Genomic DNA, 23,019 nt, shown 5'->3' with positions numbered 1-23,019 from the left:
GCTGTGACAACACCGGGGCTCCGGGCTCCGGGCTCCGGGCTCCGGGGCTCCGGGCTCCGGTCCGGTCGGGCATCAGCCCCTGAAGCGTTCCCAGAGCCGGGGGAAGCGCTCCGCGAGCACGGCTTCGTTCTCGAAGTCCAGCGGGGCGCCCTCCGGCTCGGCCGGCTGCAGCGGGATGCCCAGGTCCGGGGCCACCACCCCGGTCAGCTGCTCGTACGCCTCGTCGGCCGCGTACCCCAGCTCCTCGCCGTCGCCGTCGATCTCCTCGTCGAACTCGCCCAGCAGCTCCGCGAGGTGGTCGGGATCGTGGACCGCGCCCTCGAACACCTCCCGGCCCTGGCCGATCAGCCAGCAGCGGAAGTAGTCGAAGGCGTCGTCGCTCGCCCCGTCGAGGAGCACCCAGGCCGCGCCCCACAGGTCCCATGTGTACGCCCGGTTGTACCGCGACTCGAAGTGCCGGGCGAAGTCGAGGACGGAGTCCGGGTCGAGCTGGGTCAGCCGCTCCACGAGCAGCTCGGCGTGCTCCTCGGGGTCGCCGTCGGCGGCCTCGCGGGTACGGTCGACGATCTCCCAGAACTCCGTCTCGTCCATCACCGCTCCAGCATCACGGCTCTGCCCCCGCGCCGCCACCGCGCGTACGGCGAAAGGCCGGTGTCCGACCCCGGAGGGGCGGACACCGGCCTTCGCTGCCGGTCCTGCGGCTCAGAGGCCGTAGCGCTCCCGGGCCTCCTTCACGGAGGACGCCGGAACCTCGCCGCGGCGGGCCAGCTGGGCCAGCGCGGCCACCACGATCGACTGGGCGTCGACACCGAAGTGGCGGCGGGCGCCCTCACGGGTGTCGGACAGGCCGAAGCCGTCCGTGCCCAGGGAGGTGTAGTCCTGCTCCACCCACTGGCTGATCTGGTCCGGGACCTGACGCATCCAGTCGGAGACGGCGAGGACCGGGCTGGTGACACCCTCCAGCGCGCGGGTGACGTACGGGGTGCGCACCTCGCCGCGCAGCAGCGCCTCGTCGCACTCCAGCGCGTCGCGGCGCAGCTCGCCCCAGGAGGTGGCGGACCACACGTCGGCGGCCACGTTCCAGTCGGCGGCGAGGAGCTTCTGCGCCTCCAGCACCCAGTGGATCGCCGTACCCGAGGCCATCAGCTGCACCTTGGGTGCGTCGGCGGCCGGGGCCGCCTCGGCCAGGTCCGCGGCCGTGTTGAAGCGGTACAGGCCGCGCAGGATGCCCTCTTCCACGCCCTCGGGCATGGCCGGCTGCACCTTCGGCTCGTTGTAGACCGTCAGGTAGTAGAAGACGTCTTCCGGCTTCTCGCCGTACATCCGGCGCAGACCGTCCTTGACGATCACCGCGATCTCGTACGCGAAGGCCGGGTCGTAGTTCAGCGACGCCGGGTTCGTGGACGCGATCAGGTGCGAGTGGCCGTCCGCGTGCTGCAGGCCCTCACCGGTCAGCGTGGTGCGGCCGGCGGTGGCGCCGACGATGAAGCCCTTGCCGAGCTGGTCGGCGAGCTGCCACATCTGGTCGGCGGTGCGCTGCCAGCCGAACATCGAGTAGAAGATGTAGAAGGGGATCATCGGCTCGCCGTGCGTCGCGTACGACGTGCAGGCGGCGATGAAGTCGGCCATGGCGCCGGCCTCGGTGATCCCCTCGTTGAGGATCTGGCCGTCCTTGGCTTCCTTGTAGTACATGAGCTGGTCGCGGTCGACCGGCTCGTACGTCTGGCCGAGCGGCGAGTAGATGCCGGCCGACGGGAAGAGGGACTCCATGCCGAAGGTGCGGGCCTCGTCGGGGACGATCGGCACCCAGCGCTTGCCGGTCTCCTTGTCCCGCATCAGGTCCTTGACGAGCCGGACGAAGGCCATGGTGGTGGCCATCTCCTGCTTGCCGGAGCCCTTGATCAGCGGGGCGAAGGAGCGCTCGGCCGGGGCGGGCAGGGCCACGTGCTTGACCTTGCGGGCCGGGGCCGGGCCGCCGAGGGCCGCGCGGCGCTCGTTCAGGTACCGCACCTCGGGGCTGTTCGCGCCGGGGTGGCCGTACGGGACCTGGCCGTCGGCGAAGGCGCTGTCCGGGATCGGGAGGCCAAGGAGGTCGCGCATGTCCTTGAACTCGTCGATCGTCAGCTTCTTCATCTGGTGGTTCGCGTTCTTCGACTCGAACCCGGCGCCCAGCGTGTAGCCCTTGACGGTCTGCGCGAGGATGACCGTCGGAGCGCCCTTGTGCTCCAGGGCGGCCTTGTACGCGGCGTAGACCTTGCGGGGCTCGTGGCCGCCGCGGGAGCTGTGGAAGCACTCGGCGATCTTCGCGTCGGAGAGCACCCCGGCCAGCTGGACGAGCTCGGCGTTGACGCCGAAGAAGTGCTGGCGGATGTAGGCCACGTCGCGGGTCGCGTACGTCTGGAACTGCGCGTCGGGCACCTCGCGCAGGCGGCGTACCAGGGCGCCCGTGGTGTCGAGCTGGAACAGCTCGTCCCAGGCGGAGCCCCACAGCGACTTGATGACGTTCCAGCCGGCTCCGCGGAACTGGGCCTCCAGCTCCTGGACCACGCGGAAGTTGGCGCGGACCGGACCGTCGAGGCGCTGCAGGTTGCAGTTGATGACGAAGGTCAGGTTGTCGAGCTGCTCGCGGGAGGCGAGGGCCAGGGCGGCGGTCGACTCGGGCTCGTCCATCTCGCCGTCGCCCAGGAAGGCCCAGACGTGCGAGTTCGCGGTGTCCTTGATGCTGCGGTTCTGCAGGTAGCGGTTGAAGCGCGCCTGGTAGATCGCGGAGAGCGGGCCGAGGCCCATGGACACCGTGGGGAACTCCCACAGCCACGGCAGGCGCCGCGGGTGCGGGTAGGACGGCAGGCCGTTGCCGCCGGACTCCTGGCGGAAGTTGTCGAGCTGCTGCTCGGAGATGCGCCCGTCGAGGAAGGCGCGGGCGTAGATGCCGGGGGAGGCGTGGCCCTGGATGTAGAGCTGGTCGCCCGATCCGTCGGCCTCCTTCCCGCGGAAGAAGTGCTGGAAGCCGGTCTCGTACAGCCACGCGGCGGAGGCGAAGGTGGCGATGTGGCCGCCGACGCCGTACTTGGAGCCGCGGGTCACCATGGCGGCCGCGTTCCAGCGGTTCCATGCGGTGATCCTGGCTTCCATCGCCTCGTCACCCGGGAACTCGGGCTCGGCGGCGGTGGGGATGGTGTTGACGTAGTCCGTCTCCAGCAGCTTCGGCAGGGCGAGGCCGGCGGCTTCGGCGTGCTGGAGGGTGCGGCGGAGCAGGTATTCGGCGCGGCGCGTACCGGCGGCCTGGGCGACGGCGTCGAGGGAGGCCGCCCATTCGGCGGTCTCCTCGGTGTCGCGGTCCGGGAGCTGGTCGAGCTCGCTCGGAAGCTTTCCTACGGGGTCGGACATCGGTGTGCGCCGCCTTCCGGACAAAGGAGAGGTGGTGAAAAAATCCCTGACGGGCAGGACAGGGTCGGTGGGCCTGGTTGAGGCCCGCCGATGACTGTAAATCGCTGATCGATGATCGATCAAATAAAAGTGACAAAGAAACGTCCGCCGCGCAAAAGTCGGCACCGGGTGCCAGTGAACAAGGCACCCGGTGCCGGGCAAAGCGGGGCAATAAGGCGGGGTCAGGCCCTCGGAGCGCACCCCAGGACGTGCCGCTTCACCAGCAGACCGATGTCCGGGTCCTGGCTGCGGAACGCCTCGACGAGCGCTTCGTGCTCCTCCGCGTACGACTTCTGGACCGTTCCAAGCCAGCGGATCGACAGGGCCGTGAAGACCTCGATGCCCAGGCTCTCCCAGGTGTGCAGCAGCACGCTGTTCCCGGCCGCCCGCACCATCTCCCGGTGGAAGCCCACCGTGTGCCGCACCTGGGCCGTGCCGTCCTCGCTGCGGTCGGCCTCCCACAGGGCGGCGACGTGCGGCTCCAGCGCCGAGCAGTCCGCCGCCAGCCGGGGCGCGGCCAGCTCGGCCGCGATCTGCTCCAGACCGGCCCGGACCGGATAGATCTCCTCCAGGTCCGCCGCGGACAGGTTCCGTACGCGCACGCCCTTGTTCGGCGCCGACTCGATCAGCCGCAGCGTCTCCAGCTCGCGCAGCGCCTCGCGCACCGGCGTCTGGCTGACCTCCAGCTCCACGGCGATCCGGCGCTCGACGATCCGCTCGCCGGGCTTCCAGCGCCCGCTGACGATCCCCTCCACGATGTGCTCGCGGATCTGCTCGCGCAGCGAGTGCACGACGGGTGGGGTGATCATCCGGGCTTCATCTCCTGTGGGGCATGCAGAGCTCTGATGCGTAGACAATACGGCGCAGTAGCCCGGCGCGAAGGGTTCGCGGTCAGGGACGCAGGGTGAGGCTGGTTACAAGCGCCGGTCACGCCGCCAGGAGGCTCTGGATCAGGGCGCTCAGGGCCGCGGCGTGCGCGGGGAGGCGCCCGATGAGCACGGCGATCTCGGAGAGGGCACGGTTGCGTTCGGCGGGCTCGGCGGGGGGCCACTGCGCGGGCGTGGACGGAACCCCGGCCAGGACCCCGGCGAGGGCGAGATGGGCGGCCCCGGTGAACTCCTCCTCGTGGACGAACAGCTCCAGGAAGGCAACGGCCCGGAGGAGTTCGGGATCGGGCTCGGGCCCGTTCAGGAGCTGCTCCAGCCGCAGGTGCAGGGCGGGGCGGTCCTCTACGTACCGGTAGGCGGCGGGGATCGCGTCCGCGCGGCCGAGGGTGATCAGGGCGCGGTGCACGGCCGGCTCGGCACCGGGTTCGCCGTCGAGCAGTTCGAGGGCCTGATCGTGCAGGAGCTCCGCCGCGTGCTCGGTGAGGTACGCCCGCGATTCCTCCCAGGTGGAGAAGCCGATCCAGGTGTGGAGCAGTTCGACGGTGAGGTACGGGCGGAAGGCACTGTCAGGACCGGCTGCCGCTGCCTCGCGCGCGAGCCGCAGATGTTCCTCGGCGGCCTGGCTGAACAGGGCGATCTCCTCCAGCGCCGCCGCGGTCTCGGCCGCACCGAGGTCTTCGGCGTGCTCCTCCCAGAAGGCGCGGGAGGCGGCCCAGGTCGGGCAGCTGATCCAGTCGACGGCGAGCTCGATCGCGGCTTTCGGTATCGCCAGCCACGGCGGCGGTTCGGCCCCGGCCGCTTCGCGCCAGAGGGCACTGACCTGGGAGGCGCTCGCGGAGGTGGCCTGGCCGTGGGTGCGCAGCAGATGCCGTGCGTGGAAAGCCGCCGGGTCCGAACCGTGCACGAGGGGTATGAGGGTGCGCAGGCCGATGCCCTCGTCCGCGTGGGCGACCTCGAACACCCCGCGCCGCAGGGCCAGGTACCGTACCGCCTCCCCATGCGCGGCCAGGATGCGCTCGGCGTTGGCGTAGGCCGCGAGGGCGTCCTGCACCGTGGCTACGTGCGAGAGGTTGTCGAGGGCGCCGGCGAGGCCGGGGAGGTAGGCGGCCGGGTCGGTGCCGGCGAGCTCCCCGTAGAGGGCGGTGGCTTCGGTGATGGCGGCCAGTGCGCCCTGGGTGTCTCCGGTCTGGCCCTGGGCGGTCGACAGGTTGACCAGGGACATGGCGAGCCTGGGGAGGTGCGCGGCCCGGTTGGTGCCGACGAGGTCCCGGTAGAGGGTGGTGGCTTCGGTGATGGTGGCCAGCGCGCCCTGGAGGTCCCCGGTCTGGCCTTGGGCGGTCGAGAGGTTGTTGAGCGTGCCGGCGAGTTCGGGAAGGTGCGCGGCCCGGTTGGTGCCGACGAGGTCCCGGTAGAGGGTGGTGGCCTCGGTGATGGTGGCCAGCGCGCCCTGGAGGTCCCCGGTCGCGCCCTGGGCGGTGGAGAGGTTGTTGAGGGACATGGCGAGGTAGGGCAGGTAAACGGTCCGGTCGCTGTCGGTGAGGTCCCGGTAGAGGGTGGTGGCTTCGGTGATCGTGGCCAGTGCGCCCTGCCGGTCCCCGGTCCGGCCCTGGGCGGTGGAGAGGTTGTTGAGGGACATGGCGAGGTCGGGGAGGTACGCGGCCGGGTTGCCGGCGGCGAGGTCCCGGTACAGGCCGTTCGCTTCGGTGATGGTGGCCAGTGCACCCCTGCCGTCTCCGGTCGCGCTCTGGAACTTGGCGAGGTTGTTGAGGGAGCCGGCGAGGCTGGGCCGGTAGGCGGCCGGGCTGGTACTGGCGAGGTCCCTGCGGAGGACGGTGGCTTCGGTGATGGTGGCCAGTGCGCCCTGGAGGTCCCCGGTCGCGCCCTGCGCGGTGGCGAGGTTGTTGAGGGACATGGCGAGGTCGGGGAGGTACGCGGCCGGATTGCCGTCGGCGAGGTCCCGGTAGAGGGTGGCGGCCTCGGTGATGGTGGCCAGTGCGCCCCGGCTGTCCCCGCTGTCCCCCTGGAAGTTGGAGAGGTTGTTGAGGCACATGGCCAGGTCGGGGAGGTACGCGGCCGGATTGCCTTCCGCGAGGTCCCGGTACAGGCCGGTGGCTTCGGTGATGGTGGCCAGTGCCCCCAGCCGGTCCCCGTTGCTGCCCTGCAGATTCGCGAGGTTGTTGAGGGTGCCGGCAAGGTTGGGGAGGTACGCGGCGGGGTTGCTGTCCGCGAGGTCCCGGTAGAGGTCCGTTGCTTCGGTGATGGTGGGCAGCGCGCCCTGTCTGTCTCCGGTGTCGCTCTGGGTGGTGGCGAGGTTGTTCAGGGCGCTGGCGAGGTTGCGGAGATAGGCGGCGGGGTTGCCGTCCGCGAGGTCCCGGTACAGGTCGGTGGCTTCGGTGATCGTGGCCAGTGCACCCCGGCTGTCTCCGGTATCGCCCTGGAAGTTGGCGAGGTTGTTGAGGGACATGGCGAGGTCCGGGAGGTAGGCGGCCGGGTTGCCGTCGGCGAGGTCCCGGTAGAGGGTGGTGGCCTCGGTGATCGTGGCCAGTGCGCCCTGCCGGTCCCCGGTCGCGCCTTGGGCGGTGGCCAGGTTGTTGAGGGCGCCGGCGAGGCTGGGGAGGTAGGCGGCCGGGTTGCGTTCGGCGAGCTCTCTGCGCAAGGACGTGGCTTCGGTGATGCTGGCCAGTGCGCCCCGCGGGTCCCCGGCCTCGACCTGGACGGCGGACAGGTTGTTGAGGGACATGGCGAGGTCGGGAAGGTAGACGGCCGGGTCGCCGTCGGCGAGGTCCCGGTACAGGTCGGCCGCTTCCCGCGCCGGTGCGATCGCGTCCATGCGCCGCCCGGCCTCGGACAGCGAAAGCGACTCCATGACCAGCGCCGCTGCGAGATCAGGCCGGAACACGTCCTCCCGCAGGGCGACGAGTTCACGCACCAGTGAGATGCCGCGCCCTCTCGCGATGGCCGCATGCGCCGCGAGCGCCCCGCGCAGGTAGGGGTTCGCGGCCTCGATCACCGTGGCGTCGGCGCTCTGCTCCCGCAAGAGGTCCACCAGCGCCCGCGCCACGCGGTACGCGTGGTCGGATCCTTCCGGGGTGAACTGCAGGTGGCCGATGAACTCGCGGTGGTAGAGGCGGTACACCGCCTGCACGCCGTCGCTGTCCTCCACGACGTAGCGGCCGTACGTGTTCAGCAGCCAGTCCACGTCCTCGGGCCCGTACGCGGTCCCGCCGGAGGCGAGCGCCGAGGCCGCCGCCTCCCAGACCCCCCGCGCCGGCATGCCCTTGCCCGCGCTCCAGGCCAGTGCGGTCAGCAGGTCCCGTGCCGCGTGCGGCAGCACTTCGCCGTCCCGTTCCCGCTGCGGCCCCTGCTCCAGGTCCTCGGTGAACGCGGCGCTGATGGAGGACGGAATGGCCTCCTCCCAATCCCGGCCCCCGCTGCCCGGAGCGGCGAACCGCCTGATCACCGAGTCCGTCGCCATCCTCGCGAAGAGGAAGCCGCCGGTGTGGGCGCAGGCACGGTCCGCGATGAGGCCCGCCGCGGTCGCCGCGTCCCCGGACGGCAGCCCGCGCGCCGTCAGCCGGCGCGTGCAGTACGTCCGGATGTCGTCCTCCGTGCCGGTCTCGTCGTCCAGGTCGCAGGCGCGGGCCCGGACGTCCAGCAGGCGGCTCACCGCCTCGTCCAGCGGCTCCTGGAGTTCGTCCTGCGGGCGGAAGGGCCGGTCACGGGAGCCGAGCAGCACGCAGACCAGGCGGCTCAGCGGGGCCAGGAGCTGTTCCACGATCGGGTGGGCCTGGTCGGGGGCCGCCTCGTCCAGGCCGTCCAGGACCAGGGCCGGCAGGCGGTCCGGGCAGGCGGCGGGCCACTTCTTCTCCACCTCGGCGATCAGGGCCGCGGGGGTCTGCGGAGCGGGAAGGCCCAGTTCGCGGGCGACGGCCTCGGCGAGCTGCTGCACCGTATAGCCCCGCAGGTGCAGGGACGCGTCCACCGAGCGTTCGCCCGGGTCCGGATCCCCGGGTGCCAAGGCCCGGTGCTCCAGGATGTCCTTCCGGTGAGCGGGGTCGGACAGGGTCGCGATGCGGCCGAGGACGGCCGACTTTCCGCATCCCGCGCTGCCCGTCACCAGGAACAGGCCCGGCTGCCGTACGTCCAGCCACTCGGTGATCCGGCCCAGCACGTCGTGCCGGCCGCTGAAGAACCAGCCCCCGTCGTCCACGGGCGCCCCGCGGCTCGCCTGCACCAGGTGCTCCACCAGCTCCGGCTCCGAACCGGTCTTCAGCAGCGGGTTGTCGAACATCATCCGGGCCTCGCCGAACATGGCCGGGACCGGCTTGTGGCCGACCTCCTCCGGCCACTGGTCCAGCACCGTGTTGATGACCGTGGCCCCGCTGACCTGCCCGTTCCGGCTGCTCCACTCGTGGCGGTAGTCCTCGCTCCGCGGCCCCTCCCGCAGCACCCGGGTCAGGGTCTCCAGCAGGATGCCGGCGGCCTCGGCCTTCTCCTGGGGGCGGCTGCTCGCGAGCACCCCGAGCCACGTGGACCGGCCCGGGGGCAGGTTCTTCGCGGTCAGCACGTCGAACGCCGTGTCCAGGGACTCCATGACCCCGGCCCCCGCATGACAGGTGTCGATGAGCAGCAGCATCTGGTCCGCCCCGCTGCGCAGGGCCGCCTCCGTCAGGAGGATGGCCGAATACGTCTCATCCCCGTACTGGGCGTCCTCGGTGTCGTGCAGCACCAGGCGCAGCCCCCGCGGGTCGAGCACGCCGTGGCCGGACCAGAGGACGACGGCGGGGCCGCGGACCTGCGCAGGGCTCCGTCCCGTCGCCCAGTCCTTCACCGCGGCCTTGATGTCCGGCTGCCCCGGGTCCGGCAGCACGGTCGGCGCGTAGCCCCGGGCCTCCAGGAGTGCGCACAGGTCCCGCATCTGGGAGGTCGCGCCGGTCAGGGTGCGGAACTTCGCCGGGTGCAGGTAGTTCTCGACCACGATCCCCAGGGCCGTCCCCCGGATCCCGCCGGTGCGCTCACTCACCGGCTCCTCCCACCAGCGTCAGCGCCGTCACCGTGGTCTCCGCCCGCGCGGTCACGCGTACCGCCAGCCGGTACGCCCCGGGGTCCGGCGCCGGGAAGGACGCGGTGTACCGGCCCTCGCCGAGGGGGCGCAGCGTCCGCGAGAGCGCCTGCGCGCCGTCGGCCGGGCGGAGCTCCGCCGTGAGGTGCAGCGCGTCGTGGTCCGGGATCTCCGCCGGGACCGTCACGGCGACGCCGTACGGTTCCCCCGCCTCCAGCAGCGGGGGAGCGAGCACGCTCAGCGGGACGTCACCCTCCTCCCCGTCCCGGTGGAACGGGCGCTCGTGCCCCAGCAGACCGGCCAGGGCGTCCCGGACGCCCCGGTTGTTCTGCAGGGATCCGTGCTGCTCGCACGGGGTGTGGGCCTCCTCGACCGCATAGCCGGTGTTGTCGGCGTTCGCCGGGCGCGCGGCGAGGCGGGGGACCGTACCGTCGCCGCGTTCGTCCGTGCCGTTGATGAGCCACAGCGGGGTCAGCCCGCCGCCGGTGATCTCCGCCGTCGTCAGGGTCGGCTGGCGGATGCCGGTGATGGCGTGCAGGGGCGTGGGGTCGGGGCGGTCGGCGCAGCGGCGCAGGTCCGCGTGGAAGCGGGCCGCGTCGGCCAGCAGTTCGGCGTCGATGCCGGGCAGGCCCGGCAGGTCGCGGGCGTACGCGAGCCCGCCCGGCCCGGTCACGCACGCGTAGTCGGGCGTCAGCTGGTGCAGCGAGGGCAGGCTGCGCGCGAACGCGCTGAGGTCGACGCCCAGTGGCCCCCAGCCCTTGTGCAGGCCGTTGACCAGGTGGCCGAGTGCGTCCAGGGAGCCGCGGTGCGGGGTGCCCAGGGTGATCACGCGGCGGGTCACCTCGTGGCCCCCGAGGAGTTCCACGTAGTGGCGGGCCACCAGTCCGCCCATGGAGTGGCAGAGGAAGACCACCCGGGCGTCGCGGCGGTCGGGGGCGGAGGCCTGCCAGCGTTCCAGCTCGCGGGCGACGACCTTCTTCAGCCGTTCCGCGTTCCAGCGGCACGACAGGCGCCAGTCGTACGGGAAGGGGACGAGGTTGCCCCCGGGGGACAGGCTGAAGGACCGCTCCAGCCAGCCCAGCAGGTCGGTGTAGCCGTCGACCGGCTGCCAGATCCCGGGGATGGCGTGCACGTCGGGCATGAGCCCGATGGGGACCACGCCGTCACCGGGATGGTCGTCCCCGATGTCCTTCGGGAGGCGCAGGCGGTTCACCGAGCCGCCGAAGGTGCGCAGGCCCCGCCACAGGGCGCCGCCCGACAGGTCCCAGACCGGCTTGCCGTCGGCGTCCGCCAGCCGGCTCCCCATGATGCCCGGCAGTACCACCACAAGATCGTTCACTCGTGCACGTGACATGCATGCCCCCGCTGGTCGTCCCTGGACCGGCAGGGTAAGACGACGGCGCCCCTGCCCGGAGTGGTTTCCGGACAAGGGCGCCGTACGGGTGACTGCCGTCCTGCGGCGGGAGCCTTACAGGCCGAGCTCGACCTCGAACTCGCCGGCCTCCAGGATGGCCTTGACGGCCGAGAGGTACCGGGCCGCGTCCGCGCCGTCCACCAGGCGGTGGTCGTAGGACAGGGTCAGGTACGTCATGTCCCGGATGCCGATGTTGGTGCCCTCGGCGGTCTCGATGACCACCGGGCGCTTCACCGTGGCACCGATGCCCAGGATGGCGACCTGGTTCGGCGGCACGATGACCGTGTCGAACAGGGCACCGCGCGAGCCGGTGTTGCTGATGGTGAAGGTCGCGCCCGACAGCTCGTCCGGCGTGATCTTGTTGCCGCGGACCTTGGCGGCCAGATCGGCGGTCGCCTTGGAGATGCCCGCCAGGTTGAGGTCGCCGGCACCCTTGATGACCGGGGTCATCAGGCCCTTCTCGGAGTCCACGGCGATGCCGATGTTCTCCGAGTCGAAGTAGGTGATGGTGCCCTCGTCCTCGTTGATCCGGGCGTTGACGACCGCGTGGGCCTTCAGCGCCTGGGCAGCGGCCTTGACGAAGAACGGCATCGGGGACAGCTTGACGCCCTCGCGGGCGAGGAAGCCGGCCTTGGCCTTCTCGCGCAGCTTCATGATCTTGGTGATGTCCACCTCGACCACGGAGCTGAGCTGCGCCTGCGAGTGCAGGGCCTTCATCATGTTGTCGCCGATGACCTTGCGCATGCGGGTCATCTTGACGGTCTGACCGCGCAGCTCGGACACCGCGGCGGCCGGAGCCTTCGCGGCGGGAGCGGCGGCGGCCGGAGCCGGGGCGGCAGCGGCGGCCTTGGCGGCCTCGGCGGCGGCCAGGACATCCTGCTTGCGGATACGGCCACCGACGCCGGTGCCCGTGACCGTGTTGAGGTTGACGCCGGACTCCGTGGCGAGCTTGCGCACCAGCGGGGTCACGTACGCGCCCTCGTCACCGGCGGAAACCGGGGCGGCGGGGGCTGCGGGCGCGGCGGGCGCGACCGGAGCCGGAGCGGCAACCGGAGCCGGAGCGGCGACCGGAGCCGGGGCGGCGACCGGGGCCGGGGCCGGAGCGGCAGCCGGGGCGGGGGCCGGGGTGGCGACCGGGGCCGGAGCGGCCGGAGCGGCAGCCTGGACCGGAGCCGGGGCGGCGGCGGCCGGGGCCGCGGCGGGAGCCGCACCCGCGACACCGATGACGGCCAGACGGGCGCCGACCTCGGCGGTCTCGTCCTCGCCGACCAGGATCTCCAGCAGCGTGCCGGCGACCGGCGCGGGGATCTCCGTGTCGACCTTGTCCGTGGAGACCTCGAGCAGCGGCTCGTCGGCCTCGACGGACTCGCCGACCTGCTTCAGCCAGCGGGTGACGGTGCCCTCGGTGACGGACTCGCCCAGGGCGGGCAGCACGACATCGGTGCCGGACGCTGCCGGGGCAGCGGCGGCGGGGGCCTCGGCGGCCGGAGCGGCAGCCGGGGCCGCGGGGGCCTCGGCGACCGGCGCCGGAGCGGCGGCGGGCTCGGCAGCGGGCTCGGCGGCGGCCGGGGCCTCGGCCGCGGCCGGGGCGCCCGAACCGTCGTCGATGACGGCCAGCTCGGCGCCGACCTCGACGGTCTCGTCCTCGGCGACCTTGATGGAGGCCAGGATGCCGGCGACGGGCGAGGGGATCTCGGTGTCGACCTTGTCGGTCGAGACCTCGAGCAGCGGCTCGTCGGCCTCGACGCGCTCGCCCTCGGCCTTCAGCCAGCGGGTGACAGTGCCCTCGGACACGCTCTCTCCGAGCGCCGGAAGGGTTACGGAAACCGACATGGTTTCAGTTGCTCCTAACGAATGTGCGGAAGTGGTCGTCGCGCCCGTGACGATTAGTCGTGGGAGTGAAGCGGCTTGCCGGCGAGGGCCAGGTGGGCCTCGCCCATCGCTTCGTTCTGGGTCGGGTGCGCGTGGATGAGCTGCGCGACCTCGGCCGGGAGAGCCTCCCAGTTGTAGATCAGCTGGGCTTCGCCGACCTGCTCGCCCATCCGGTCACCGACCATGTGGACGCCGACCACGGCACCGTCCTTGACCTGGACGAGCTTGATCTCGCCCGCGGTCTTGAGGATCTTGCTCTTGCCGTTGCCCGCGAGGTTGTACTTCAGGGCCACGACCTTGTCCGCGCCGTAGATCTCCTTGGCCTTGGCCTCGGTGATGCCGACCGACGCGACCTCGGGGTGGCAGTAGGTGACGCGCGGGACACCGTCGTAGTCGATCGGGACGGTCTTGAGACCGGCCAGACGCTCCGCGACCAGGATGCCCTCGGCGAAGCCGACGTGCGCGAGCTGGAGGGTCGGGACGAGGTCGCCGACGGCCGAGATGGTCGGCACGTTGGTCTGCATGTACTCGTCGACCAGGACGTAGCCGCGGTCCATCGCGACGCCCTGCTCCTCGTAGCCCAGGCCCTGCGAGACCGGACCGCGGCCGACCGCGACCAGGAGCACCTCGGCCTCGAAGGTCTTGCCGTCGGCCAGCGTCACGCGGACGCCGTTCTCCGTGTACTCGGCCTTGTCGAAGAAGGTACCGAGGTTGAACTTGATGCCCCGCTTGCGGAACGCGCGCTCCAGCAGCTTCGAGCTGTTCTCGTCCTCGACCGGAACGAGGTGCTTGAGGCCCTCGATCACGGTGACGTCGGAGCCGAAGGACTTCCACGCCGAGGCGAACTCGACGCCGATGACGCCGCCGCCCAGGACGATCGCGGACTCGGGCACGCGGTCCAGGACCAGCGCGTGGTCCGAGGAGATGATGCGGTTGCCGTCGATGTTCAGGCCCGGCAGCGACTTCGGCACGGAGCCGGTCGCCAGCAGGATGTGGCGGCCCTGGATGCGCTGGCCGTTCACGTCGACGGAAGTCGGCGAGGAGAGGCGGCCCTCACCCTCGATGTAGGTCACCTTGCGGGAGGCGACCAGGCCCTGCAGGCCCTTGTACAGGCCCGAGATGACCTCGTCCTTGTACTTGTGGACACCCGCGATGTCGATGCCCTCGAAAGAGGTCTTGACACCGAACTGGGCGGCTTCACGAGCCTGGTCCGCGATCTCGCCCGCGTGCAGCAGAGCCTTCGTGGGGATGCAGCCGTTGTGCAGGCAGGTGCCGCCGAGCTTGTTCTTCTCGATCAGGGCAACGTCCAGACCCAGCTGGGATGCGCGCAGCGCCGCGGCGTAACCGCCACTGCCACCGCCGAGGATCACTAGGTCGAAAACGGTGCTGGCGTCGTTCGCCACGTCACGTCCTCCATGCATGTGCGCCGGGCACCGGTCCTCTGTGACCGGGCGGCGGCTGGTAATCGGCCGCTAGTTCTTCGGCCCTGTGGTGGGGGCCCTGTCCTGCCGAGAACCCATCTTCGCATTTGTCGGCGGAACGCGAGACGCCGGGCCCACGATGTGGCAGGCGGTTCTGCCCGGAGAGAGGGTTACCAGTGCGTAGAAACCTACGGATTTCGTTGTCGGTGAACATGCCTCAAGCCTTGATCAAGTGGACGATCAAGGCTTGAGGCATGTCACATCCGGCCCCCGCGGCGCTGCTGCGCCGCGGGGGCCGGTGGCTACGGGGTTACATCAGCCCAGGTCACCGGTGGCCGTGCGCTCGGCCAGCCGCACCAGGGTGCGCACGGCTGCGCCGGTGCCGCCCTTGGGGGTGTAGCCGAACGGCGCGCCCTCGTGGAAGGCGGGGCCGGCGATGTCGAGGTGGGCCCAGGTGATGCCCTCGCCGACGAACTCCTTCAGGAAGATGCCGGCCACCAGGCCGCCGCCCATGCGCTCGCCCATGTTCGCGATGTCGGCGGTGGGGGAGTCGATGGACTTGCGCAGCTCGGCGGGGAGCGGCATCGGCCACGAGGACTCGCCGACCTCCTCGGCGATCTCGTGGACCGAGGTGCGGAAGGCGTCGTCGTTCGACATGATCGCGAAGGTGCGGTTGCCGAGGGCCACCATCATCGCGCCGGTCAGGGTGGCGACGTCGACGATCGCGTCCGGCTCGTCCTCCGAGGCCCGGGTCAGCGCGTCGCCCAGGACCAGGCGGCCCTCGGCGTCCGTGTTGAGGACCTCGACGGTCTTGCCGCTGTACATGCGCAGCACGTCGCCGGGCTTGGTGGCGGAGCCGGAGGGCATGTTCTCGGCGAGCGCGAGCCAGCCGGTGACGTTGACCCGCAGGCCCAGCTTGGCGGCCGAGATCACGGAGGCGAAGACGGCGGCGGCGCCGGCCATGTCGCACTTCATCGTCTCGTTGTGGCCGGCCGGCTTCAGGGAGATGCCGCCCGAGTCGTAGGTGATGCCCTTGCCGACGAAGGCCAGGGTCTTCTCCGCCTTGGGGTGGGTGTAGGAGAGCTTCACCAGGCGGGGCTGGTTCTCGGAGCCCTTGCCGACGCCCATGATGCCGCCGTAGCCGCCCTTGAGCAGCGCCTTCTCGTCCAGGACCTGGACCTTGACGCCGTGCTCCTTCGCGGTCGCGGAGGCGATGGCGGCGAAGGCCTCGGGGGTGAGGTCGTTCGGCGGGGTGTTGACGAGGTCGCGGGCGATGTTGACCTCGGTCGCGACGACCGTGGCGCGCTCGGCCGCGGCCTTGTGCTCCTTGTCGCGCGGCTTGGCGCCGAGCAGGGCGACCTCGGCGAGCGGCAGCTTGGGGCCGCCGTTCTTGTCGGCGTTCTTGGAGGTCTTCGTCTCGCCGCCCTGGTAGGCGGTGAAGGAGTACGCGCCCAGCAGCGCGCCCTCGGCGACGGCGGTGACGGCGGAGGCGTCGTCCAGGGGGAGGGCGAAGGCGGCCTTCTTGGAGCCGTGCAGGGCGCGGGCGGCGGCGCCGGCGGCGCGGCGCAGCACCTCCTCGTCGAACGACTCGTCCTTCTCGGGGACCGTGCCGAGCCCGACCGCCAGCACGACCGGAGCCTTCAGGCCCGCCGGGGCCGGCAGCTTGGTGATCTCGCCTTCGGCGCCCGAGGCGCCGACCGCGTCGAGCACGGCGGCGAGCTTTCCGTCGTACGCCTTGTCCACGGCCTCGGCGCCCGGGGCGACGACCGGGCCCTTGGAGCCCTTGGCGACACCGACGACGAGGGCGTCGGCGCGCAGCGTCGCCGCGCCGGCAGTGCTGAGAGTCAGAGCAGTCACGGTGGTGAAGTCTCGCTTCCGTTTGTGTGTGTGGGCCGAGTGGGTGGACGGCCATCCGCGGCGATCGTATTCCGGCCCGACGGCTGCCAGAAATGAGCCTACGCGTACGCACTCTTCCGTACGGCACTCGAAGATTTGTCAAGTTGTTCGATCAAGAAGCCGAGAGGTTCACCCATCTGTGGACTCTGCTCCAGGTTTGCCCCGTAGACGTGACGAGGTCCGAAAGACTCGGTCCACTCTCGCAAGGGGACGCGGGGTTCCTTTGCATGATTTCCACAGAGCCTCCCCGGCCCGGCCGACCGCCATGGGCCGAGTCGGGGGATGCCTGCGGGGGGAAAGGCCGAAATGGTCAACAAGAACCGGATGAACAGGCTCGCCGCCGCCATGGCCGCGGCGGTCCTGGTGTCCGTCGCAGCACCCGCCGCGACCGCCCAGGCGGCCACGGCTCCGCGCATCGACCTGAAGGTGCTGGTCGTCGACGACGGCGGCAGCTCGGTCGAGGCGATCACCGCGGAACTCCGCGACACCGGAGTCCCGTACACCCGTGTCCAGCTGGGCAGCGGCAGCCGCCCGGTCATCAACGCGGGCTTCCTCAGTGACACGGTCGACGGCCGTCCCCGCGCCAAGTACCAGGGCGTGGTCCTGCCGAACGAGAACCCCTTCGGGGAGGGCTCGGCCGAGATGGCCGCCCTCACCGCGTACGAGACGGCGTACGGGATCCGCCAGGTCGACGCCTACACCTGGGCCCACCCGGGCGTGGGCCTCGAGTACACCGACAACGGCGGCTACAGCGGCCAGCTCGACGGGACCCGGGCCGCGGTCACCGCGGCCGGCAAGGCGGGCCCCTTCGGCTACCTCGGCGGACAGGTCGCCTTCGAGGACAACTCCGCGCTCGTCCCCGAGAGCTTCGGGTTCATGGGCAGGCCGCGGGCCGGCTACACCAGCTACCTCGACGCGCCCGTCGGCTCCGGACGGGCCTCGCTCGTCGGCGAGTACACCCACGACGGGCGCAGCGAGCTCGTCGTCACCTTCGGCTACAACCAGCACCAGCAGCAGTTCCGGCTGCTGGCGCGCGGCATCGTCGACTGGCTCACCCAGGGGGTCCACCTCGGCCAGAGCCGCAGCTACTTCGCGGTCCACGTCGACGACGTCTTCGCGCCGGACGCCCGCTGGAACACCGAGCTCAACTGCACGCCCGGCGACTACGCCTGCCCCGGCGGCGAGGGCAAGGAGAGCACCATCCGGATGACCGCCGCCGACGCCGTCCACGCGGCGCAGTGGCAGGCGTCCAAGAACTTCAAGCTCGACATGCTCTTCAACGCGGGCGCCGGCGAGGAGTGGAAGGCGGAGAACGGCGGCACCGACGCCCTCACCGCCCAGCTGGTCGCCGACCGGGCCAAGTACCGGTGGATGAACCACACCTACACGCACCCCTTCCTCGGCTGCGTCCAGGACACCACCACCATCCCCTGGTCCTGCGTCAAGAACGCCCAGGGCGCCGTCCAGTACATGAGCCGCGCGGAGATCTCCGCGCAGATCCGCGACAACAACAACTGGGCCGCCGCCAAGGGCATCACCACCGACCGGACCGAACTCGTCACCGGTGAGCACTCCGGACTCAAGACCGCCCCGCAGCAGCCCCAGGACAACCCCAACCTGGCCGGCGCCCTCGCCGACAACGGCGTGAAGTGGGCGGGCAGCGACAACTCCCGCGAGCCCGCGCAGCGGGCGGTCGGCGCCGCCCTGACCGTGCCCCGCCACCCGATGAACGTGTACTACAACACGGGCACCAACGCGGAGATGGCCGACGAGTACAACTGGATCTACACCAGCCGCGCCCACGGCGGCAGCGGCATCTGCGAGGACAACCCGGCGACCTCCACCTGCCTGCCGGCCCCGGTGGACACCGCCACCGGCTACCTGGACACCATCGTCCCCCAGGAGGCCCGGACCGCCCTGCGCCACGTCCTGGCCAACGACCCGCGCCCGCACTACGTGCACCAGTCCAACCTCGCCGAGGACCGCACCCTCTACCCGGTGCTCGACCAGGTCCTCGACACCTACCGGTCCCTCTACGCGCCCAGCGCCCCGATCGTCAACCAGACGATGAGGGAAGCCGGCGTCGAGCTCGGCCGCCGCGCAGCCTGGGACAAGGCCCTCGCCGAAGGCAGGGTCACCGCCTACCGGATCGGCACCACCGTCACCGTCAAGGCGCCCTCCGGAGTCGTCGCCCCGGTCACCGCCCCCAACGGCACCAAGAAGCAACTCCTCCTCGGCAGCGCCGACTTCGGCACCGCCTACGCCGGCACCCGCTCCGCCTGGACCGGTCCCGAACTGCTCCAGAGCGCCGTCACGCTCAAACTGCCCGCCTGACCGTACGGGCGTTCCGCAAGCCGAGTCACGAGGAACACGAGCGCCGGCGCTCCGCGAACCACGGGCGCCGGCCCCTTTCACGTCCTGGGGGGACACACCGCATGAGCCATGGGCGCCATGTCACCATGCTCACCGAAGGCACCTACCCGCACGTCCACGGGGGCGTCAGCACCTGGTGCGACCAGCTGGTCCGCGGTATGCCGGAGGTCGACTTCAACGTCATAGCCCTGACCGGCTCCGGACGCGAGCCGGTCACCTGGGAACTGCCGCGCAACGTGTACCGGCACACCTCCGTACCGCTCTGGGGGCCACCCCCGTCGCGCCGCCGGGGCCTCCGGACCACCCTGCGGGGCAAGGCTCACCGCCGCTTCACCGAGGTCTACGAAACCTTCCTGCTCTCCCTGCTCGCACCCGGCCACGGGCCCGACGGCCGCACCTTCTCCGCGGCCCTGCGCGAACTGGCCGTCCTGGCCCGCGCCGGCCGCCTCGCCCCCGCCCTGCGCTCCGAGTCCGTGCTGCGCCTGCTGATGACCGTGTGGACCCGCCCCGGCCTGAGCACGGCCGCCGCCGCGCCCACCATCCACGACGCGCTCACCGCCACCGACCTGCTGGAACACGCGCTGCGCCCGCTCTCCGTGCGGATCCCGCCCGACAGCGTCGCCCACGCCGTCAGCAGCGGCCTCGCCACCCTCCCGGCCCTCGCCGCCAAGTACCTCGACGAGGTGCCCTTCCTCCTCACCGAGCACGGCATCTACCTGCGCGAGCGCTACCTCGGCTACCGCTCGGCCGCCCAGCGCTGGCCCGTCAAGGCCCTCATGCTCGGCTTCTACCGCGAGCTCAACACCGAGGGGTACCGGCAGGCCGACCTGATCACCCCCTGCAACCAGTACAACCGCCGCTGGGAGGAGCGCGGAGGCGCCGCCTCCGACCGGATCCGCACCGTCTACAACGGCGTCGACCCGCACGCCTTCCCCGAGGCCGGCCCCGAACCCGAGGTGCCCACCCTCAGCTGGTGCGGCCGCATCGACCCGATCAAGGACCTCGAAACCCTCATCCGGGCCTACGCCTTCATGCGCGAGGAGCTGCCCGCGCTGCGGCTGCGCCTGTTCGGACCCGTCCCGGCCGGCTGCGAGGAGTACAAGCTCCGGCTGGAGAAGCTCGCCGCCGACCTGGGCGTCGGCGACGGGATCTCGTACGAGGGCCGCATCGAGCAGGTCGCCCTCGCCTACGCGGCCGGCAGCATCGTGATGCTGTCCTCCATCAGCGAGGGCTTCCCGTTCAGCATCATCGAAGCCATGTCCTGCGGCCGCACCACCGTCTCCACCGACGTGGGCGGCGTCCGCGAGGCCGTCGGGGACACCGGCCTGGTCGTTCCGCCGCGCGAGCCCGAGACCATGGCCCGCGCCACCCTCGCCCTGCTCCGCGACGACGAACGGCGCGCCGAGCTCGGCCGGGCGGCCCGCAAGCGGGTGGTGGAGAAGTTCACCCTCCACCAGTCCGTGGACGGCTTCCGGCACATCTACCGCGAACTCGCGGGCCAGCCGGTCCTGCCCGTCCGCGCCGGCGACGAGTGGACCCAGCGGCTCGCCGACCCCTGGTACCGCGAACTCGCGGCCGACGGGAGCCTGTGGTGAGCGGATCCCTCTGGCTGAAGGCCCCGGGCGGGGACTCGACCCTGCCCGCGATCCCCCGGCCGCGCCGCGGCGACCCGGCCGCCGACCCCATGGACGCACTCGCCGAGCGCCTCGACCTGTTCATCGGAGCAGCCGTCCACCCCGACGAGATCGCCGCCGTCCTCGAATCCGACGGGATGACCGACGAGTACATCCGGCTCACCTACGGCCGCCACGACTCCTTCGCCCTCGCCGAGGAGCTCTACGCCCGCGTGCCCCGCTCCTTCCCGGAGCCCGAGGACACCCCCGACCCCTGGAAGGTCTCCCTCACCGCCTGCCTCCTGCGCGGGGTGATCTTCGCCCTGCCCGGACTCGCGTACGTGCTCGGCGCACCCCTGCTCGACGGCCCGCCCGACCGGCTCGGCCTGCCCGCCGGCACCCTGACCCTGCTCGCCGGAGCGCTCATCGGCTGGGTCTGGGACCAGACCCTCTCCCACCGGGCCTACTCCTGGCTCGGGCTCGGCGACCGGGCCGCCGCCGGGCGGACCCTGCTCGCCGGGGCCCCCGCCGGTTCCCTGCTGGGCACCGCCGCCGCGCTGGCCGTGCCCGGCGGGCCGCCCTTCTCGTACGCCTTCGCCGCCGGACAGGCCGTGTACGTCGGGGCCGCCACCGTCCTGCTCGTCCTCGGCCGGGAGCGGGTCCTGTTCGCCGCCCTCGCCCCGATGGCGGCCGGGGCGCTGCTCGCGCTCTTCGTGGACCTGCCCGTGCCGGTACGGATGACCCTGCTCGGGGTGTCCCTGCTGGCCGCGTGCACCCTGGCCGTACGCGAACTCCCGCTGGCCGACGGGATGCGGGCGGCCGCCGCCCGGGTCCGGGGCTGGTGGGTCCGCAGGCCCGGCACCGGCCCGGTGCGCTGGCGGATGCTGCGCGGAGCCGAGGAGGAGCACGTGGTGCGCGGCCCCCGGCTCGGGGACTCCGTCCCGTACGGGGTCTTCGGCCTCGGCACGGGCCTGCTCGTGCTGTACGCCGCTCTCGGCGAGGTGCTCGCCGGGGGCCCGGCCGAGGCCGTCGCCGCCCCCTCGGCGGTGGCCCTCACCCTCAGCATGGGGCCCGCCGAATGGCTGCTGCACCGCTTCCGCAGCGGCAGCCTCGCCGGACTCCGGGCGGCCCGCTCGCCCCGGTCGTTCCGGCGGCGGATGCTCGCCACACTGGCCCGGTGCCTCGCCGTCTACCTGGCGGTGCTGCTCGCCCTGGGGCTGGCCGGCACCCTGCTCTGGCCGGGCGCCCCGGCCCTGACCGGGGCCCGCGGCGCGACCCTGCTGCTGCTCGGCGCCGTGATGTGGACCGGGCTGCTGCTCCAGTCCTTCGGCGCGGTCCGGCCGGCGGCAGTCGTCTGCGCCTCGGCCGCCGTGGCCCAGAGCGCGGCCCTGCTGACCGGACTGGGACAGCCCCGGCTGGTGCAGCTGGCGGTGGCGGGCGCGGCCGCCGCGGCGCTGGCCGCGCTGGTCTGCCTGCTGCTGGGCCGTGCGACGGCGCACCGCTGATGTCCCGACCGCCGATGCCACCGCCCATGCCACCGCCGTTCCCCGCGCCCCCGTACGAGAAGGACCCCATGCTGCTGGTGCCGCTCTACGAGCACCCCGCCGACCGGCCCGAGGAGTGGGAACTGCTGATCCGCTCCGCCGGGCGGCTCCACTCCGTGGTGCTCAACCCCGACAGCGGACCGGGCCCGGCCCCCGACGAACGCTTCGCCGCCGTCGCCGCGCGGCTGCGGGCCGCCGGGGTGCCCGTCCTCGGCTACGTCGACACCGACTACGGGCGGCGCGCGCACGCGGACGTCGTCCAGGACCTGCTGCGCCACCGCGACTGGTACGAGACCGACGGCGCCTTCCTCGACCAGGCCTCCGCCGATCCCGGACTGCTGCCCCACTACGGGCGGCTCGCCGTCGCCGCCCGGGCGGCGGGCGCCCGTACCCTCGTCCTGAACCACGGCGTCCACCCGCACCCCGGGTACGCCGGGCTCGCCGATCTGCTCGTCACCTTCGAGGGCCCCTGGGACGCCTACCGGGACGCGGCCACCGCGCCGCCCTGGACCGCCGACCATCCCGCCCAGCGGTTCTGCCACCTCGTGTACGCCGTCCCGCGGGACGCCCCCGCCGCCGAACTCGCCCGGGAACGGCGGGCGGGGGTGCACTGCGCGGTGCCCGGGACCGGCGCACACCCCTGGGGAACCCTCCCGTACGCCCTGGAGGCCGCCGGATGAAGCGTTTCGCCACCGTGCTGGTCGCGGCACTGCTGCTGCTCACCGCCTGCACCGCGGAGCCGCCGGACGACGGCCGGGACGAGCCGTACCCGTGGCCCGAGCTGGCGCCGGGGGAGCGGTGGCGGCCCCCGCCGGGCGTGGGCTGGCAGTGGCAGCTCACCGGGAAGCTCGACCTGTCGGTGAAGGCCCCCGTGTACGACGTGGACGGGTTCACCACCACCGAGGAGCAGGTCGCCGCCCTGAAGAAGGCCGGCCGCAAGACCATCTGCTACCTGTCCACCGGCGCCTGGGAGGACTTCCGGCCCGACGCGGCGGACTTCCCCGCCTCCGTGCTCGGGAAGGGCAACGGCTGGGAGGGCGAGCGCTGGCTGGACGTCCGCCGCCTGACCGAGCTGGAACCGCTGATGGCCAAACGGTTCGACATGTGCCGGGACAAGGGCTTCGACGCCGTGGAGCCCGACAACATGGACGGCTACCGCAACACCTCCGGCTTCCCGCTCACCGCCGAGGACCAGCTGCGCTACAACCGGCTGATCGCGAAGCTCGCCCACGACCGGGGCATGGCGGTCGGACTGAAGAACGACCTCGACCAGATCCCGCAGCTCGTCGGCGACTTCGACTTCGCGGTCAACGAGCAGTGCGCCCAGTACCGCGAGTGCGAGAAGCTGACCCCCTTCATCGACGCGGGCAAGGCCGTCTTCCACGTGGAGTACGAACTGCCGGCGTCCCGCTTCTGCGCACGCTCGCGCGAGCTGAACCTGAGCTCCCTGCAGAAGCGCTACGACCTCGACGCCTGGCGCCGCGCCTGCTGAACCCGCCGGCAGACCCCTT

General features: G+C 72.0%; 13 protein-coding genes. 5 read left to right on the top strand and 8 right to left on the bottom strand.

Translation table 11 applies throughout. From position 1 onward, the window contains the following. Positions 1–72: 72 nt before the first annotated feature. The 8 genes from ACZ6I1_RS14435 to ACZ6I1_RS14400 all read right to left on the bottom strand — a co-directional run bounded on the left by ACZ6I1_RS14435 (position 73) and on the right by ACZ6I1_RS14400 (position 15,939). Positions 73–594 carry a DUF4240 domain-containing protein gene (locus tag ACZ6I1_RS14435; protein WP_469286942.1) on the bottom strand — a complete coding sequence of 174 codons (522 nt, stop codon included), beginning with the start codon at positions 592–594 and terminating at the stop codon, positions 73–75. Positions 595–702: 108 nt separating this feature from the next. Then, positions 703–3,387: a pyruvate dehydrogenase (acetyl-transferring), homodimeric type gene (aceE, locus tag ACZ6I1_RS14430; protein ID WP_469286940.1), complete on the bottom strand. Its 2,685-nt coding sequence runs from the start codon at positions 3,385–3,387 to the stop codon at positions 703–705. A gap of 221 nt (positions 3,388–3,608) precedes the next feature. Then, positions 3,609–4,232: a GntR family transcriptional regulator gene (locus tag ACZ6I1_RS14425; protein WP_362054665.1), complete on the bottom strand. Its 624-nt coding sequence runs from the start codon at positions 4,230–4,232 to the stop codon at positions 3,609–3,611. 121 nt (positions 4,233–4,353) lie between these two features. Further along, on the bottom strand, positions 4,354–9,336 hold the full coding sequence (locus tag ACZ6I1_RS14420) for a caspase family protein (RefSeq protein ID WP_469286938.1): 4,983 nt from the start codon (positions 9,334–9,336) through the stop codon (positions 4,354–4,356). Continuing rightward, positions 9,329–10,714, bottom strand: coding sequence for an esterase/lipase family protein (locus ACZ6I1_RS14415; RefSeq protein WP_469286935.1), 1,386 nt, complete (start codon positions 10,712–10,714; stop codon positions 9,329–9,331). The genes ACZ6I1_RS14420 and ACZ6I1_RS14415 overlap by 8 nt, the downstream gene beginning before the upstream one ends. A 129-nt stretch (positions 10,715–10,843) precedes the next feature. Beyond that, positions 10,844–12,622 carry a 2-oxoglutarate dehydrogenase, E2 component, dihydrolipoamide succinyltransferase gene (gene sucB / locus ACZ6I1_RS14410; RefSeq protein WP_469286933.1) on the bottom strand — a complete coding sequence of 593 codons (1,779 nt, stop codon included), beginning with the start codon at positions 12,620–12,622 and terminating at the stop codon, positions 10,844–10,846. A 53-nt stretch (positions 12,623–12,675) separates the two neighbouring features. Further along, positions 12,676–14,064: a dihydrolipoyl dehydrogenase gene (gene lpdA, locus ACZ6I1_RS14405; RefSeq protein ID WP_446587501.1), complete on the bottom strand. Its 1,389-nt coding sequence runs from the start codon at positions 14,062–14,064 to the stop codon at positions 12,676–12,678. Between the two features lie 333 nt (positions 14,065–14,397). Beyond that, positions 14,398–15,939, bottom strand: a complete 1,542-nt coding sequence (locus tag ACZ6I1_RS14400; protein ID WP_469286931.1) for a leucyl aminopeptidase — start codon at positions 15,937–15,939, stop codon at positions 14,398–14,400. Positions 15,940–16,284: 345 nt separating this feature from the next. On the opposite strand from ACZ6I1_RS14400, the gene ACZ6I1_RS14395 reads away from it, so the two are divergent. From ACZ6I1_RS14395 to ACZ6I1_RS14375, 5 genes are all read left to right on the top strand, one after another. After that, positions 16,285–18,312: a hypothetical protein gene (locus ACZ6I1_RS14395; RefSeq protein ID WP_469286929.1), complete on the top strand. Its 2,028-nt coding sequence runs from the start codon at positions 16,285–16,287 to the stop codon at positions 18,310–18,312. Positions 18,313–18,413: 101 nt separating this feature from the next. Next, positions 18,414–19,946 (top strand): GT4 family glycosyltransferase PelF, encoded by a 1,533-nt coding sequence (pelF, locus tag ACZ6I1_RS14390; protein ID WP_469286926.1) that lies wholly within the window; start codon positions 18,414–18,416, stop codon positions 19,944–19,946. Further along, positions 19,943–21,469, top strand: coding sequence for a hypothetical protein (locus tag ACZ6I1_RS14385; RefSeq protein WP_469286924.1), 1,527 nt, complete (start codon positions 19,943–19,945; stop codon positions 21,467–21,469). Before pelF ends, ACZ6I1_RS14385 begins: the two co-directional genes overlap by 4 nt. Before the next feature lie 26 nt (positions 21,470–21,495). Next, the gene (locus tag ACZ6I1_RS14380; protein WP_469286922.1) at positions 21,496–22,188 is read left to right on the top strand and encodes a spherulation-specific family 4 protein; all 693 of its coding nucleotides are present in this window, start codon (positions 21,496–21,498) and stop codon (positions 22,186–22,188) included. Next, on the top strand, positions 22,185–23,000 hold the full coding sequence (locus ACZ6I1_RS14375) for an endo alpha-1,4 polygalactosaminidase (RefSeq protein WP_469286919.1): 816 nt from the start codon (positions 22,185–22,187) through the stop codon (positions 22,998–23,000). Before ACZ6I1_RS14380 ends, ACZ6I1_RS14375 begins: the two co-directional genes overlap by 4 nt. Positions 23,001–23,019: the final 19 nt, after the last annotated feature.

This window comes from Streptomyces sp. NPDC046303 (genome assembly GCF_055588085.1).
Note: the sequence above shows the minus strand (reverse complement) of the source record. Positions and strands in the feature narration are given on the sequence as shown.

What these genes read in the sequence shown, in the direction of transcription:
- sucB (WP_469286933.1), bottom strand. Translation starts at nt 12,622, where the DNA reads ATGTCGGTTTCCGTAACCCTTCCGGCGCTCGGAGAGAGCGTGTCCGAG.
- ACZ6I1_RS14375 (WP_469286919.1), top strand. Translation starts at nt 22,185, where the DNA reads ATGAAGCGTTTCGCCACCGTGCTGGTCGCGGCACTGCTGCTGCTCACC.
- ACZ6I1_RS14380 (WP_469286922.1), top strand. Translation starts at nt 21,496, where the DNA reads ATGCCACCGCCGTTCCCCGCGCCCCCGTACGAGAAGGACCCCATGCTG.
- pelF (WP_469286926.1), top strand. Translation starts at nt 18,414, where the DNA reads ATGAGCCATGGGCGCCATGTCACCATGCTCACCGAAGGCACCTACCCG.
- aceE (WP_469286940.1), bottom strand. Translation starts at nt 3,387, where the DNA reads ATGTCCGACCCCGTAGGAAAGCTTCCGAGCGAGCTCGACCAGCTCCCG.
- ACZ6I1_RS14395 (WP_469286929.1), top strand. Translation starts at nt 16,285, where the DNA reads ATGGTCAACAAGAACCGGATGAACAGGCTCGCCGCCGCCATGGCCGCG.